Origin of the sequence: Runella defluvii, assembly GCF_014195535.1 — a bacterium.
GTDB classification, from domain to species: domain Bacteria; phylum Bacteroidota; class Bacteroidia; order Cytophagales; family Spirosomataceae; genus Runella; species Runella defluvii.
Genome location: NZ_JACIBY010000003.1, coordinates 265669 through 281146 on the forward strand (window position 1 = coordinate 265669; position 15478 = coordinate 281146).

A 15478-nucleotide genomic window follows, 5' to 3' on the forward strand; every position below is an offset into this window, starting at 1 on the left:
AGCTTAATGATTTAAAAACCAAAGTCGATGAAAATAAACATTTTGCTCTTGTGTATTATTTGTAGTTGGGTGTCTAGCATAGGTTTTGCCCAAAGTTCCAAACCGCGCACCATCGTTACCACCGACGGAGAACTGGATGATGTGGATTCGTTTATACGAATGTTGCTTTATTCTAATGAATACAAGGTGGAAGGTTTGATTGTCAGCAGTTCACAGTGGCATTACAAAGGCGATGGCAAAGGAACGAAGTTTACGTCCGAAATGGAGATGACCCAAAAACTCTACGGCGAACGTACCGAACTTCGTTGGCCAGGCGAGCAGTGGATTTACGATTTGGTGGACGCCTACGGAAAAGTGTATCCGAACCTTATCAAACATTCAAAGGACTTTCCTACCCACAAGTATTTGAGAGATAGAATCCACATTGGGAATATTGATTTTGAAGGAGAAATGGCCAAAGACACCCCAGGTTCGGATTTTATCAAAGCTAAACTACTGGATGATGATATGACTCCGCTTTACTTGCAAGTGTGGGGCGGGACAAACACCATCGCTCGGGCGTTGAAAAGCATTGAAGATACCTATAAAAATACGTCACAATGGGATAAAATTTATAGTAAAGTTTGCCAAAAAGCCATTCTTTACGCGATTCTTGACCAAGATGCTACGTACAAAAAATACATCGAACCCAATTGGAAAGACATCAAGGTGTATTACAATGCAAGCCAATTTTGGAGTTTTGCCTACTTTTGGAAAAGGTCTGTACCTGAGCAACTTCACTCTTACTTGGAGGGGAAATTTATGGGTGAAATCATCAATAACCACGGGCCGCTCCTGAAAATGTACTACAGCTACGGCGATGGTAATCCGCCAAAAGGTGAGATTGAAGACATTTACAGCAGCATGGAAAAAGCCAAAAAGAACCAATGGGGAAGTTTTGGCCAGTATGATTTTATTTCGGAGGGGGATTCTCCAGCGTTTTTACACTTGATAGACGTGGGTTTGAATAACCTCGAAAACCCACAAGATGGTGGTTGGGGCGGGCGTTTGGTGCAATCTACGGTTACACCGAGTCGCTGGGAAGATGGTAAAGCAGCCGCAGACTTTAATCCTTATACAAAAAAAATGGATGATGCTTTTGCTCAAACTCGCTGGATTCCAGCCATCCAAAACGACTTTGCTGCTCGCGCCGATTGGTGCATCAAAGATTTTAAAGGAGCGAATCATGCTCCGAAGGTGTCAGTTGCCAGTAAACAGTTATCAGTTACTCGTGGGCAGAAAATTATGTTAAAACCAACTACTTCTGATCCCGATGGGAATAAAGTTTCGTTGAAATTTTGGCAATACAAGGAAGTAGGTACTTGTAAAGAAGAAGCATTGATTTCTCAAAATGGAAATCGTGCTGAAATTACCGTACCGACTTCTGCTAAAAGCGGCGATACCATTCACATCATCGTCGAAGCCGAAGACAATGGCACGCCAGCATTAACGAGGTATCAGCGAGTGATTTTGAAAGTCAAATAAATGAGTGAAGACCTTCCAAGACTGGGCGTCCCCGTTTCTAAAACTTGGAAGGTCTAAAATATTAAACAGCAGGCAGCACCGTATTTCTAACTTCTCCAAAATCAACTCGAACTCCTTCTTTTTCGGCATAACCTCGAATAATGATGGTGTCGAAATCTTCTAAGAAGCGTCGTTCTGCGCCGTCGGGCAACAAAATCGGTTTTTTGCCTCCCCAAGTTAGTTCTAACAAAGAACCAAAACTCGTGGGTTCTTTCCCCGAAATGGTGCCCGATGCAAGTAAATCTCCTACGTTTAAATTACAACCGTTCACCGTATGATGGGCAATTTGTTGGGCGACTGTCCAGTACAAATTTTTAAAATTGGAATGACAAAGTTTCACTTCATTTCCCGAAGCCGTTTGTAAAATTACTTCCAATTCTACGTCGAAAAAGTGCCTATTTTTTTCTTGAAGGTAGGGCAATACTTCTGGGGTTTGTTTTTCACCCGTTACTTGGAAGGGTGCTAAGGCTTCAATAGGAATAACCCAAGGCGATACGGATGAAAAAAAGTTTTTGGCCAAAAAAGGACCAAGAGGAACGTACTCCCATTTTTGAATATCGCGGGCAGACCAATCATTAAATAATTGAAAACCAAAGATATATTCTTCGGCTTGGTCCACATCAATGGCCTGTCCAATCGAATTGGCTTTGCCGATGACCGTGGCCATTTCAAGTTCTATGTCAAGGCGTTTAGTCGGGGAGAAAAAAGGAGGTTGACTTTCGTCGGGGCACAGTTGGCCTTTGGGGCGATGAAAATTGGTGCCAGAAACAAAAATTGAACTGGCTCGCCCGTGATAGGCCACTGGCAGGTGCTTCCAGTTGGGTAGAAGTGCTTTGTCGGGGTCGCGAAACATCATGCCTACGTTGGTGGCGTGCTGTTCGGAGGAATAAAAATCGGTATAGTCTCCAATTTTAACGGGTAAATGAAGCTGCACATTTGTTACTTCATGAAAGACCGATTCTGGTAGCTGATTAGGTTGAGCTAAGAGTTTTTGAAGTTCAGCTCGAACCGCGTTGGTTTTTGCTTTACCTAGTGAAATGAAATCATTTAGGTAGTCGTTCGTGAAGACTCTTTTTGGAATTTTAAGGCCATCGAAGTACCCTAAATGGGCTAATTCTGCCAAATCAACGACCTGATTTCCAATAATGGTTGCTACTTTTTTACGGCGATTTTTAACCGAGAAAATGCCAAAAGGGATGGTATCGAGGGAAAAGTTCATTTTAGATGTTATTTAAACACATAGGTACATAGGATTTACACATAGCGTTTTCTATGTATTCTACTGTGAAAACTTCTATGTTTACTATGTGGTAAAAAAAGGTTAAACACATAGTTACATAGGATTTACACATAGTTTCACATAGCATTTCCTATGTGGTAAAAGAAAAGGTTAAACACATAGGTAGCGCCTCTTCTGTATCTAAAAGCAAAAAAATTAGTCTTTATAGAAAGAACAAGCATATAGAGACATGAGTCAAATAATCACAAAAAAGATAATCAATGACCTGACTTACCAAATCATTGGAGCTGCCATTGAAGTTCATAAAGTCCTTGGTCCTGGCCTTTTAGAAAGCAATTACGAAAAGGCATTAATTCATGAGCTTTCGCTTCGTGGGTTACACACAAAAAGTCAACAAACAATACAGGTACCTTACAAGGAAATTTTGCTTGATTGTGAACTTAGGTACGACATCCTTGTCGAAGACTTAGTGATAGTAGAAAATAAAGCGGTTTTAGATATGCACCCTATTTTTGAAGCAACCTTATTAACCTATATGAAACATTTGAAAATTCCTAAAGGCATCCTAATCAACTTTCACGTTTTGAACATTTTCAACAATGGACAAAAAACGTTTGTGAATGAATATTTTCGAGAACTGCCTGATTCATAGTGAAAACCATTTAAACACATAGGTACATAGGATTTATACATAGTTTTACATAGCGTTTTCTATGTATTCTACTGTGCAAACTTCTATGTTTACTATGTGGTAAAAAAAATTTAAACACATAGGTACATAGGATTTACACATAGTTTTACATAGCGTTTTCTATGTATTCTACTGTGAAAACTTCTATGTTTCCTATGTGGTAAAAAAAATTTAAACACATAGATACATAGGATTTACACATAGGGTCACGTAGCCCAAAAATTACTCAATCCAACTTTGATAGTACTTCCCATCATCCAATCTCAATGCCTCTTCCGTAATCGAAAGGGGACGAAACGTATCAATCATCACTGCTAATTCTTCCGTGGAAGTTTTGCCAATGCTGCGTTCGTACGCCCCAGGTGCTGGCCCGTGCGGAATACCCCCAGGGTGGAGCGTAATGTGCCCTTTTTCAATGTTATTCCGACTCATAAAATCGCCGTCAACGTAATAGAGCATTTCGTCCGAATCAATATTTGAATGGTTGTACGGAGCAGGAATGGCCTGCGGATGATAGTCGTACAACCGCGGGCAAAACGAACAAACCACAAATGCTTTCGTCTCAAACGTTTGATGCACTGGCGGCGGTTGATGGATACGTCCCGTAATAGGCTCAAAATTGTGAATCGAAAAGCCATAGGGGAAATTATACCCATCCCAACCGACTACGTCAAACTGATGCGTAGGGTAGAGGAGTTCGTACAAAACGCCCTGTTTTTTGATTTTTAGGATAAAATCCCCCTTTTCATCGTGGGTTTCGAGGTCTTGTGGGAGTTTATAATCCCGCTCGCAAAAAGGCGAATGTTCAAGCAATTGACCAAACCAATTTCGGTATCGTTTGGGGGTATAAATGGGGTGAAACGATTCGGCAAACAAAAGCCGATTGTCAATGCCATCAAAATCAATCTGGTAAATCATGCCCCTCGGAATGACCAAATAATCGCCATACTCAAAGGGAATATTTCCCAGTTGCGTCCGTAAGGTTCCCGTGCCTTGGTGGATGAAAAGTAACTCGTCGGCATCGGCATTTTTGTAAAAATAGGAGCGGAGCGATTGACGTGGTGCTGCCAAACCAATGTGAATATCGGCGTTGGCCAATAACACCTTTCGACTTGCCAAAAAATCATCTTCGGGCGTGAGTTCGAAGCCTTTTAATAAACGAGGCTTGATACTTTTTGAAACCGCAATTTTGGGATTTACATCGGTTTCGGACAAAACCTCACGAATCATCGTGGGGCGATGCACGTGGTACATCAGCGCCGACATCCCGTCAAAACCGATGGTGCCAAACAATTGCTCGTAATACAACCCGCCGTCAGGCTTACGAAACTGGGTATGCCGTTTGGGAGGAATTTTTCCAAGTTTGTGGTAAATAGGCATGTTATGATGAAGTTGGAATACAGTTCTGAACAATCATTGCCAGCATTTCTTGGGCGGCCGAAACCGATGCTGGCTCAATTCCTTCGAGTGCTTTTTGGCGAATTTGGGGTACTAATTCCGTCAATTTTTCGATGGTTTCAAGTCCTTTTTCGGTAATGGTGAGTTGGAACATCCGCCGATTGGTAGGATGAATGTCACGCAACAAAAAGCCATTTTGAACCAACAATTCAATAATCCGTGTCACCGAAGCTTTGTCTTTGAACACCTTTTCGGCGATGTCATTTTGGGTACAATCGGGGTATTCGGCGACTGTATTTAAAATCAACCATTGGTCAAGAGTAATATCAAACCCATTGATTTTGAATTGGTTTTGAAAAAACTGACGATAGATTTTGACGGTTTTTTCTAAATTGTAGAAAAAGGAGGTCGTTAATTTTTCCATTGATTTTAAATTGTTGTGACAAATATAATTAAAATCAATAGTTGATATATCAATTGTTGGTAAAAATAATTAATAACCCTTGAAAATAAGAATTAGTGTTGATGGAGAAGGAATGATTGTTCAACAGGTTCGGCGGATTGAATTTGCCCCCTTTGGCCGTATTGCCACGCTACGACAGTGATTTTGACGGGGTATTTTGTTTTGGGAGGTATTTTTGTGAATACCAGCTGATTTCCAGATATGAAAGCAGGGCCTTCTTTTACGTAAAAGTAAATAGGTAAACTGGCTGAACTTTTGGCGTGTAATGGAATTGATTTTTGTGTTTTGGATGGGTTGGGGATGGTTTCAAAATCAATTTTTTGAGCGGTGCCTTGGGTGTTTTTTATTGGAAATTTGAGTTCAATCTGCTGAATCACCGATTTGAAGCGTTCGTCACCTTCATTGTGCGCCAAGAGCCAAATGGCATTGCTTCGTTTAGGATTCAAAAACCCCATTCGGTAGAAACTTAGTCGAAAAGTTGTATCGTTTATTTTTTGGACTGGTCCACAAATACGGTCAATGGTTAAGGAAGATGTTGCATGTTGTGAAGCGGGTATTAGTTTAGAAGTATCGGTAAAAAAAGGTTTTAAGTAAAAGGTAATGCCATCGTTTGCGGGTTTAAACGTGAGGCTGAATTGACCATGTGATTTGGAGGGTTTTAAGGTATCACCGTTTTGGATAAACCCTAAGTATTGATTTTTCTTTCCTCGTGGAAGAGCATAATAGGCTTCGGTGACTTGCGCCATTTCTCTATCAAAACACCACGAAGCCACGCTTTTATCGCCCGTGAATTGAGAATACGGGGCAGGTGAAACAGTTGGAGGGGCATTGGGTCGCCAGCGGTCGATAAGCCACCCTTGCTGCGGGTCAATGAAACGAAGTCCGTTTTTGGAAAGGCGATAGTTAGCCGCTTTTTTGATAAAAAATGCGATATAATCAACCATACGTTGATTATAGTCAAAGTGGCCGTGCCCTGCGTCTGCAAAAAAAGTAATGGGAGTTTTGGGGTGTTTTTTGACGTAATTAAAACCAGGTTGAACGCGTTCTTCCCACCATTCTACTTCGCTCATAATGAACAAACTGGGAATACCTTCTACCGTCCGAGTGCCCCAATCAGGGTTTGGTTTGCCGCTTCCTGTGAGGTGGGTGAGGGGAGAATCGCCTTTAATAGATATAATCGCCAAGGTTCGGGCGGGATTCCATGCGCCAAAATTCCAAGGAAAGGAAGCATGGGCAGAATGACCGATAGGAACGGTGGGCGCCGTGGTCAACTCTGTATAACCAGATACGTCGGCCAATTGCTTCATCATGGTTTCGAAAGTGCCGCCTGCCCCTTTATTGAAATCAAAAACCATGTCTAAGCCTGGCGTTACCCAGACGGTTGCAAACCCAATATCACGCATGGATTGACGGAATTTAGTATTTTCTAAAATTCCTTCTTCAATCATATTGTGCATTCCAACTACCACGCCCTTGACTTCTTTACAATTTTCAGGAATCCAGAGAAAAGCCGTGGGATTATCGTTGATTTCAGGGTGTTTGTACCCTTTGACTTTCACCGACCATTGCCAAACTTGAGCGTAAAGGGGTGAAGAAAAGAAGAGTAACAGAAGTAGGGGTTTGTATTTCATTTTGATTCTGATCGAGAAGTGGGTTGCCCTATCTGTAGGGGCATATTAATTAATGGGGTCTTGAAAGATGTATTTTTCGTCGAAATTGACCTGAAAATCTTTCAACATTTTGAGGTATTCGTCTCGAAATGTTTTTTTCTTATGGTGTTCTTTTTGGTTAAGAATGTACTTGACAACCGAATCAATTTGGGAGCGACTGTTGCTAAAAACTCCGTACCCTTCTTGCCACTGAAATTTTTGGCTAGTCAAGCCTTTTTTATTGATGAGTTCAGAACTATCACCTTTCACCAATTGCATTAGTTCAGAAATAGATTGTTTGGGATTGAGGCCAATGAAAAGATGTATGTGGTCGTACGCAGAATTGATTGCTAATAGCTTATGACCGTTGTGTTGTACAATACCTGTAATGTACTTGTGTAATATATCTTCCCAGTCGGGGTGAATAACGGCTGCTCGGTATTTTACGGCGAAAACGCAATGGATGTAAAGTTGGGAATATGTGTTGGCCATGGCTTAAAACAATAAGGATAAGTTGATTCATTTTCCATTGTTTAAGACACGATTTAAAGAAAAAGGATACTTCTCGTCCAGCAATTTGAATGGTTAGTCCCGATGGGGCACATTCCCAATTTGTCACGAATCATTTTTTTATCTACAAATAGGTAGCCCCGATGGGGCAGTTTTTACGGCGTTTTTAACAAACGTTTCGTTTGTCTTGCCCCGTAGGGGTTACCTGTTTGTAGCATTTTTGATAGATGTTTCGTTTATCATTGCCCCGTAGGGGCTACCTGTTTGTAGCATTTTTGATAGATGTTTCGTTTGTCCTTGTCCCGTAGGGGCTACCTATTTGTAACGTATCACGCATCATTTGTTTTCCAAGTCAATTGTTACCTTACCATCTTTCCATGCAGGTGCTATCGTTTTGTCGTTGATATTCATTGCGTTTGGTTTTTCGGTAGCCCGCAAGGAAATACGCATCAACGGCTGGCCATCTACTTGTATTTTCAATTGCTTGTTAGAATAATCAGCATTCATAAAAACCTTGGAAATCGAATGCAAAAAGGTTTTGCCGTCTTTGCGCAAATAACTTCCGTTGCTCACAAAAAAGGAGGTAAGGTTATCGGGATTAGTACGGTCGGCTTTTTCGGGGAAAGAAATGGCGGTTAAATAGGCGTCGGTTTCCCAGCCATTGATAACCGCATTGGCGTTGCGGTGCATGAGGCGGCCATCGGCGAGCAGATTGAGATACACTTCCGTTATCGTTCCGTTTTGGGTAATCCGTACTCCCTGCCAATTATCACCGCTTATTTTTTCGATTACGGGCAAATTGGTACGCCCTGCGGCTCCGTTTGCGCCCGACGAGCCCACGAAGGTTTCGACGGCTTTGTTGTTATTGTCTAATAAGATAATGGCGTTCCAAAACTTTGTTTGTCGTGAGTTTTCGGCGGGAGAAATGGCATAATAAGGGATTTTCGTTTTGACGTCACGGTCTTTGATGCCCCATCGTTCTTCCAACTTCATTTTTTCGGGAAAATCGTGCGGATACCCTAAAGGCAATGTTTCTGGGTAGAGCGGACGAAACAGAATAGATGCTTCTCCTTGGCCAATTTCGAGGTCGGGGCCTTTCTTTTTAGCTTCGTTTTGGTAGTGTAACAAAAACTCAAATTTGCCAGCTTCGTACGTTTTTACGTCATCTACTACCAAAATTACTTTGTCAAGCCACAAAAAATGGCGGTAATTCCGTAAAAAGTAACGAGAAGTGGGGCCAGTGGCATCTGCCATGAGGTATTTTAGCGATGGACCATTGATAAGGTGATGCAAACTGCCCGACGTCTTTACGGCATGATATTGGTCTTGCGGGTCTTGCGCCTTTCCATTAAACAACATAACGTTATGGGCTTCACTTCGAACGAAATAGCCGCTGTACTCAGGCAAACCATAGCCCACATCCCCGCCGTCGATGAGTAAGTACTGGCCATTGTGGTACAACACAAACGAACCTGCATCAGCGTGCGCATGATTCCAAGTATAACCCGATTTTACTCCCAAAAGGGTTGCATCCTTGTCCCACGACGAGCGCAACATTCCCCAGCCCATATCTTTGTAAATGGCAGCTGTAGGAAGAGGGTTAGGGAGTGTCGAGTTCAGAAGACCGAGTGTCGAATTTGTAGTCCCTTTTCGTAATTCGTCATTCCTAACTCGTAATTCCGCAGGGTGGTACAGCAGCCCTAACGGTGTAGCAAGATTCATGTCTTCTCGCCCTTCACTGTTGCCAATTTGTTGTAAATACCAATAATAATGAGGATTGCCCATTCCCAACGCCATCATTAACTTAGCGGGACGTTCTCCGTTGGCATGGTCGTTGGAGTCACCAAAGTTGAGTGACATCATTCGGTGTTTGGACGTAGGGTAGGAGGCATGGATAAACCAATCGACTGTTTTTTGGAGTGTTGCATCGTAGGGCATTGTGATTTTTCCGAAAAGGTTGGTCCACGCCAATCGAAAGGTAAGGTATTCTGAAACACCAAAGTTGGCATAACTCACACTTTCGTAGAAACCTCCGTTAGCGTCAAAATTGGACGGCTTATTTTCCAACACACTTCCCTGAAACGCAAACCATTCTTTGGAAGCTCGCATTACTTCCTCGGCCCAAGCTTTGGCTTGGGGTTCTTCGTTAAGCACTGCCATGGAGGCAATCCCTGCTTGGTACACCACCGCCGACCACCAATTGTGTCCCATTGAATTGAGGGTATGAATGCGGCGATCTTCCGATACCCAATCGTTGATGGCGGGCTCAATGCCCAGCCTGATAATTTTATTAGCGATTTCTTTTCGTTCGGAAGGAGTGAGGTAATTGTAAATTCCGTCGAAAGCAATGGCGGTTTGAAAACAGCCACGGGCCGTTCCAAGGCCTGAGTTCCACCGTGGAGTACGGTCGTCCATCCCGTCCCATTGAGTACGGTTTACCCATTCGAGCAGCAAAAGCTTGGCACGTTCTGCATATTTGGTGTCGCCTGTCATACAATAGGCTAAGGTCAAGTTTTCCAAATTTCCCCCTTTCGCTTCAAGGGATTTTTCGGTGCGTTGCAGCATATTTTGCCAAGCTTTAGCCAGCGAAGTGTCGATTTGGAGGCGTTCTTTGGTGATTTTAATGCGTTCAGGGGTATAAAAAAGATAGGGATGTGCCTTTTTTGATTGGCCCAGCGCGGCAAAAAATAGTAAGTTGAAAAGCCAAAAAAAGAACTGTTTTTTCATGGAAATGAAATGGTTATTTCTTGATTTCTTTGCCGAACATTGCCAGCTTTAAGGAATCTAAATGTGTTGGAAGTAATTCTTTGGTAAGAGCCAATGGCTGACTGCCCCCATTAAAGCAGCGTATTCGTTTAGTGCCGATTGACGTAGCATTACTTGGGCCATGAGACGCGCATTAATAACAGGGAAAAATAATGCAGAGGACTGGGCGATATTTCCCCCAAAAACAATGACGTCGGGTTGATAAAGCGCTACAAATTCTTCCATAACCACACTTAGATTCTGCGCAAACTCATCAAATGTTTGCCGGGCGGCGGGATTGGTCTCGTAGGTATCGACCAACTCTTTCACTCCTGCAATGGGATGCTGCGTGAGCTGAGAGTAACGTTTTATAAACCACCGAGTTGAAATGTAGTCTTCGGCTACGCCTTCGTGCAGTGGGTGGTTGATGCCAAGCGCTAAATCGTAGGCTTTCCCTTTCTCAAATAACGACGTACCTAAGCCCGTTCCGAGCGTAATGCCCAGTCCTTTAGTAAATCCTTTTCCCGCCCCAAACGTCATTTCGCCCGCCAAAAACGCTTCTGCATCATTTCTGAAACAGATTTGAGCAGGCGAAATGTGGAGGCGTTTTGCCAATACTTGACGAATGTCAAGGCCGTAGAGGTGGTCGTATTTGTTGACGTTTTTCATCCAACAGATACCGTTTTCGTAATCAAACGGTCCTGGCATGGCAATACCAATTTGGCAGTTGGTAAGGTTATCGGATTGAATAGTTTGCCGAACCGTCGTTGTCCATGTAGTCAATATTTCGTCAGCGGAAGCATACGAATCAACGGGCATACGTCGTAGAGATGCCTCATTGATTGTCCCTGAGACAAGATTAACGACGGCCGCTGTAATGTGAGACCCACCAATATCTACGCCTATGTACGTTTTCATTTGAATTTGATTTGAAGACACAGAGTTACTCAGAGTTCGACACGGAGTTTCACTAAGCAGTGCTACTCTGTGAAAAACTTTGTGTTACTCCGTGGCTATTTTACATTTCTTTCAACCAAATGGCCTGCCCTCCCGAGGCTTTAAGATTCACTTTCAACACACTTTTAGCATCTATTTCCTGTGTTTGAATGCCTACTTTGGTTTTGGTGGTTACAGTGTCATCATCTGAGTAAATTTTGGCTTGGTATTTTTTTCCTTTTGGCAAGAAATCAAATTTTATCTCCAAAATACGGGCGTCATTGTTGGTCATCGTGCCAATAAACCAGTCGTTGCCACTTCGGCGAGCAGTGGTAATGTATTGACCAATTTCGCCTTGCAGTACGCGGGTTTCATCCCAAGACGTAGGGATTTGCTTCCAAAACTCTAGCTCAGGTTCGCCTTCGTATAAGGCAGGTTTATCGTACCAATACAACGTTTGCAACGGGCTGTAATAAACGGCTGCCATGGCCAACTGATGCGCATGGGTGGTTTTGATGCGTTTGTCAAAGTAGCAAATGGTGTAATCGGCCGCTCCACCGATATAGCGCGTAAATGGTAGCGTGACGTTGTGGGTAGCATCGGGCATCTCTTCGTTTCCGCGAATGCCTTCGGCAGTCATTAGATTGGGAAACATCCGCATCTCACCCGTTGGTCGCCAATCGTCGTGGACATTGACCATGAGTTGATTTTCGGCACATTTTTTAATCATTTCTTCCACCCATACCGTCCAACGATGGCTTCCCACTTGGACAAAACCAAATTTTACGCCTTTGATGCCCCACTTCTGAAACAGCGGGAAAATTTCGTCTGACTGTTTGACCAGCGCTTGTTTGTTCACATACAACCATATCCCAACCCCTCGTTCTTTTCCGTACTGCACCACGGCAGGCATGTCAATCGGGGCTTTTACTTGGGTGGCATCCGAATCCCACGTCAGGGCGGGGCCGTACCATTTCCAATCAAACAAAATGTATTGTAAACCACGTTGTTGAGCAAAATCAATGGCTGTTTTGGCTCCTTCAGTGGTCAGGGTCATTTCTCGAATAATTTTACCAGGTTTTACCCATGACCAATCTCCCCAGCCTTTACTTTTATCATTGGAAGCGGGGGGATTAAGATTCAGTAAAATGTCGTTGTTTTCAATCAATTTTCCTGGCGTTTCGGCCACCATTATCACTCGCCATGGCGTGCCAAAATAGGTAATGGCATCGACCTTATCGTCTAGGGAAACTAAAATAGAATTGGGTTTGGAAGGGTGCAATTTGAATTTCCCGCGTGAGTAGTCGGTCATGGCAGCTTCGGCCAGACTAACATACAGACCCTCGGAGAGTTTTAGGGTCAAAGGGCGTTCACAATCATCCACCCAATCTTTCAACGGAAGTGAGCTGTATTTTCCTTGTGCCCATTGAGTATAGTAGGCGATACTGCCAGAAGGAAGTGCAAACTCCGTATTCTCGGCTTTGATTTGGTAATAGCTCCCTTTGGGATTTTCAGGAAAAAAATACCGCAATGCAATCCCTTCATTGTAGGCTCTTATTTGAATTTGCATTTTGTAATCGGCATTACTGGCCTTTTGAAACGACAGGGTCGCCGCTTCAAAATGATCCCTAATCACAGAGCGTTCGCCGTAAAGTGGTTTCCAAGTGGTATCTTGTTTGGAGGTTTCTGTTTTGATAAAGGTAAGGTCTTCGCACCAATTTTGGGTTTTGTCCACCTTCAAGGCCATCGCCAATTCAGAAAGGTGGTTGTCGAGCTGGATGTCCAACGCCGATTCGGAAATAACCGAACGGTTTTTGTACGTCACCGTGTAAAAAATACTTCGCCGTCCGTCGCTTGCTTGTTTTTGATATACGTGGCAGCTTAGATTTTTATCGGGCGACTGAATGGTGGTTCGGGTGTTTTCTAACACTCCCGTTTGACCCCACGCCATCTGGTGGAGCAGAAGGGTTAAGAAAAGTAGGAGAGTTGATTTTTGAGCCATGTTTTTTAAAGTTTTTGGTTTAACACTTCCAAGGTTTTAAACCTTGGAAGGGGACTGTTTTTGAGAGGATAATCGCTTGATGAGTGTTGCGGGCAAGACGTGTTTTTGGGGTAAATAATCTTCCGCTCGACGATTCATGTGGTCCAGTAGTGTCAAAATGAGCTGTTGGGCCATTTCATGAACAGGTTGGGCAATGGCCGAAATAGTGGGTTGGTGAATGCGGAACAAATCGTTGTCATCAAACACGACAATGCCAAACTCGCTACCGATGCTTGTTTTTAAACGACTTAATACTTCAATGCCACTGATAGCCAAATAATTGGTAGCAAAAAACAACGCATCGAGCTGAGGATGTTTTCGTAAAAACTGCTCAATTTCATTGGTAATATCCGTCGTTTTGGCCGTCAGATAATCAAACTTAATCATGAGGGTATCTCTACGGTGTTCAAAAACAGCGCGTTGATAGCCAAGCAATCGGTCAATCATTTGGGCTTGGGCCGAGTCCAAGGTCACTAAGCCAATATGACGGTAACCTTGGGCAAAAAGATAATCAACGGCTTTGTAGGCGCTTTCAAAATTATTCATCCCGACGTAGCTGGCCTCTACGTCTTTGCACTGGCGGTCAAAAAGAACAACGGGTAAGTTGCTTTGCATTAAGTCGCGGATGTCGTCTTCGATGCTTTCGGTGGGCGTGATAATATAGCCATCAACGTTTCGTTCCCGAAAAGTTGTTATCAACTCTTTGGCTTTTTGAGGGCTATTTTTGGTACTGCTGTAAATGATTTTATAGCCGTTTTCGTAGGCGATGTTTTCAATGCTTCCCGCAATACTCGAAAAAAACGTATCGGCAATGTCCTCTACCATCAGACCGATGACATTGGTTTTCCCCGTGCGTAAACTTTTGGCCAAGTGATTTGGCTTAAAGTTTGTTTTCTCCACAAAAGCCAGCACTTTCTGGGTCAATTCGTCACTGATTCGCTTCTCTTTGGACTTGCCGTTGAGAATGTACGAAACGGTGGCGGTAGAGATTTGCAGGGTTTCGGCAATGGCTTTGATAGAGAGCTTTTTCATTTTGTCTTTTTCCTCAACTTCATCAATGCTTCCACATAGTAATAATCAGCATAATTGATAGAGGCATCTACCTCAGTGCCGTTGGGGTGATGCCCTGTTGAATGCAAGAGAATCGCGCTGTTTTTGTCGCCACTTTGGTAACGTGGACTTGAAAGCTCTTCCAACATGGCTTTGGCTTTGTCGAAATACAGCTTTTTCTTCGCAGGGTCTTTGATGTAGTTAGACAAGTCAATCAAAGCGGAAGCCGTCACTGCCGCTGCGGAAGCATCCCGTGGAGCATTCGGAATTTTAGGGTCATTAAAATCCCAATAAGGTATCAAATCGGCGGGTAAGTTTTTTAAATAGACGTCGGTTACTTTCTGTGCAAAATCCAGAAATTCAGGCTTTTTGGTTTCTTTGAAACACATCGTAAAACCGTAAATTGCCCACGATTGGCCACGCGCCCACATACTGTTGTCGGCATAGCCTTGGTGGGTGACGGCTTTAGTACGTTTGCCCGTGATGGTATCATAAACCACTACGTGGTAGGAAGTAAAATCGGGACGAAAGTGGTTGTGCATGGTAGTTTCGGCGTGTTTGACGGCGATGTCGTACAACTTTTTACTTCCCCCATTTTTGGACGCCCAAAAGAGCAATTCCAAATTAAGCATATTGTCAATGATGGTATTGTGCCCGCCAAACTTTTTTACTTCGCGCGGCCACGACAAAATCGTCCCTGCTTTGGGGTTATACAAGGTCGCCAGCACATCAGCCGTTTTTAAAATCACTTTTTTGTATTCGGGATTTTTCGTGTTTCGGTAGCCATTTCCGAAGCTGCAAAAAATTTGAAAGCCCAAATCGTGGTCAAAGGCTGGTTTGCTGGAAAGGGGCGTCAATAAACGTGAAAAATGGTCAGCTTCGGTTTTGAGTTTTGGGTCATGGTTATATTCGTACAAATACCACAACGTCCCTGGCCAAAAACCGCTTGTCCAATCGCGGAAATTCACAAACCGCCACTTGGTCGAGTCATGATTGATATTTCGGGGAATATCTTTGGTCTTGTCAGGAATGAGTGCGAGGGTTTTTTCGACTTGCTTTACCGAGTAGTCCAGACTATTGTTAACAAACGGTTGGGCGTTTGATGTGAGGCAGAGCAGGTTAAAAATCAGGATATAAAAAGTATTTTTCATAAGATTGGATGCGCTGGAAAGGTAGTGGCAACAGGTGCTGC

General features: G+C 43.3%; 12 protein-coding genes. 2 read left to right on the forward strand and 10 right to left on the reverse strand.

Annotated features, from left to right (window positions below; translation table 11 throughout):
- The first annotated feature begins 27 nt into the window (after positions 1 to 27).
- Entirely contained in the window at positions 28 to 1524 is a 1497-nt protein-coding gene (locus FHS57_RS08675) for a DUF1593 domain-containing protein (protein ID WP_183972577.1), read from the forward strand.
- 61 nt (positions 1525 to 1585) lie between these two features.
- On the opposite strand, the gene fahA is transcribed toward FHS57_RS08675, so the two are convergent.
- Positions 1586 to 2782, reverse strand: a complete 1197-nt coding sequence (fahA, locus tag FHS57_RS08680; protein ID WP_183972579.1) for a fumarylacetoacetase — start codon at positions 2780 to 2782, stop codon at positions 1586 to 1588.
- A gap of 250 nt (positions 2783 to 3032) precedes the next feature.
- On the opposite strand from fahA, the gene FHS57_RS08685 reads away from it, so the two are divergent.
- Complete coding sequence (locus tag FHS57_RS08685) at positions 3033 to 3455, forward strand: GxxExxY protein (protein WP_183972581.1); 423 nt, start codon at positions 3033 to 3035, stop codon at positions 3453 to 3455.
- Between the two features lie 261 nt (positions 3456 to 3716).
- Here FHS57_RS08685 and FHS57_RS08690 read toward each other — a convergent pair whose 3' ends face one another.
- From FHS57_RS08690 to FHS57_RS08730, 9 genes are all read right to left on the reverse strand, one after another.
- Positions 3717 to 4874 (reverse strand): homogentisate 1,2-dioxygenase, encoded by a 1158-nt coding sequence (locus FHS57_RS08690; protein WP_183972582.1) that lies wholly within the window; start codon positions 4872 to 4874, stop codon positions 3717 to 3719.
- A gap of 1 nt (position 4875) precedes the next feature.
- Positions 4876 to 5316: a MarR family winged helix-turn-helix transcriptional regulator gene (locus FHS57_RS08695; RefSeq protein WP_183972584.1), complete on the reverse strand. Its 441-nt coding sequence runs from the start codon at positions 5314 to 5316 to the stop codon at positions 4876 to 4878.
- A 92-nt stretch (positions 5317 to 5408) separates the two neighbouring features.
- Positions 5409 to 6986, reverse strand: a complete 1578-nt coding sequence (locus tag FHS57_RS08700) for a hypothetical protein (protein ID WP_183972586.1) — start codon at positions 6984 to 6986, stop codon at positions 5409 to 5411.
- Between the two features lie 45 nt (positions 6987 to 7031).
- Positions 7032 to 7496, reverse strand: a complete 465-nt coding sequence (gene tnpA / locus FHS57_RS08705; RefSeq protein WP_183972588.1) for an IS200/IS605 family transposase — start codon at positions 7494 to 7496, stop codon at positions 7032 to 7034.
- Positions 7497 to 7850: 354 nt separating this feature from the next.
- A complete protein-coding gene (locus FHS57_RS08710; RefSeq protein ID WP_183972590.1) occupies positions 7851 to 10241 on the reverse strand; it encodes a heparinase II/III domain-containing protein in 2391 nt (796 codons plus the stop codon).
- A 57-nt stretch (positions 10242 to 10298) separates the two neighbouring features.
- Positions 10299 to 11177 (reverse strand): ROK family protein, encoded by an 879-nt coding sequence (locus tag FHS57_RS08715; RefSeq protein WP_183972592.1) that lies wholly within the window; start codon positions 11175 to 11177, stop codon positions 10299 to 10301.
- A 100-nt stretch (positions 11178 to 11277) separates the two neighbouring features.
- Positions 11278 to 13197 (reverse strand): glycoside hydrolase family 97 protein, encoded by a 1920-nt coding sequence (locus FHS57_RS08720; protein WP_183972594.1) that lies wholly within the window; start codon positions 13195 to 13197, stop codon positions 11278 to 11280.
- Positions 13198 to 13233: 36 nt separating this feature from the next.
- Positions 13234 to 14268 (reverse strand): LacI family DNA-binding transcriptional regulator, encoded by a 1035-nt coding sequence (locus tag FHS57_RS08725; protein ID WP_183972596.1) that lies wholly within the window; start codon positions 14266 to 14268, stop codon positions 13234 to 13236.
- A complete protein-coding gene (locus tag FHS57_RS08730) occupies positions 14265 to 15437 on the reverse strand; it encodes a glycoside hydrolase family 88 protein (protein ID WP_183972598.1) in 1173 nt (390 codons plus the stop codon). The genes FHS57_RS08725 and FHS57_RS08730 overlap by 4 nt, the downstream gene beginning before the upstream one ends.
- Between the last annotated feature and the right edge of the window lie 41 nt (positions 15438 to 15478).

Coding starts and splice junctions, on each gene's coding strand:
- fahA (WP_183972579.1), bottom strand. CDS start 2,782: ATGAACTTTTCCCTCGATACCATCCCTTTTGGCATTTTCTCGGTTAAA.
- FHS57_RS08725 (WP_183972596.1), bottom strand. CDS start 14,268: ATGAAAAAGCTCTCTATCAAAGCCATTGCCGAAACCCTGCAAATCTCT.
- FHS57_RS08720 (WP_183972594.1), bottom strand. CDS start 13,197: ATGGCTCAAAAATCAACTCTCCTACTTTTCTTAACCCTTCTGCTCCAC.
- FHS57_RS08730 (WP_183972598.1), bottom strand. CDS start 15,437: ATGAAAAATACTTTTTATATCCTGATTTTTAACCTGCTCTGCCTCACA.
- FHS57_RS08700 (WP_183972586.1), bottom strand. CDS start 6,986: ATGAAATACAAACCCCTACTTCTGTTACTCTTCTTTTCTTCACCCCTT.
- FHS57_RS08675 (WP_183972577.1), top strand. CDS start 28: ATGAAAATAAACATTTTGCTCTTGTGTATTATTTGTAGTTGGGTGTCT.
- tnpA (WP_183972588.1), bottom strand. CDS start 7,496: ATGGCCAACACATATTCCCAACTTTACATCCATTGCGTTTTCGCCGTA.
- FHS57_RS08695 (WP_183972584.1), bottom strand. CDS start 5,316: ATGGAAAAATTAACGACCTCCTTTTTCTACAATTTAGAAAAAACCGTC.
- FHS57_RS08710 (WP_183972590.1), bottom strand. CDS start 10,241: ATGAAAAAACAGTTCTTTTTTTGGCTTTTCAACTTACTATTTTTTGCC.
- FHS57_RS08715 (WP_183972592.1), bottom strand. CDS start 11,177: ATGAAAACGTACATAGGCGTAGATATTGGTGGGTCTCACATTACAGCG.
- FHS57_RS08685 (WP_183972581.1), top strand. CDS start 3,033: ATGAGTCAAATAATCACAAAAAAGATAATCAATGACCTGACTTACCAA.
- FHS57_RS08690 (WP_183972582.1), bottom strand. CDS start 4,874: ATGCCTATTTACCACAAACTTGGAAAAATTCCTCCCAAACGGCATACC.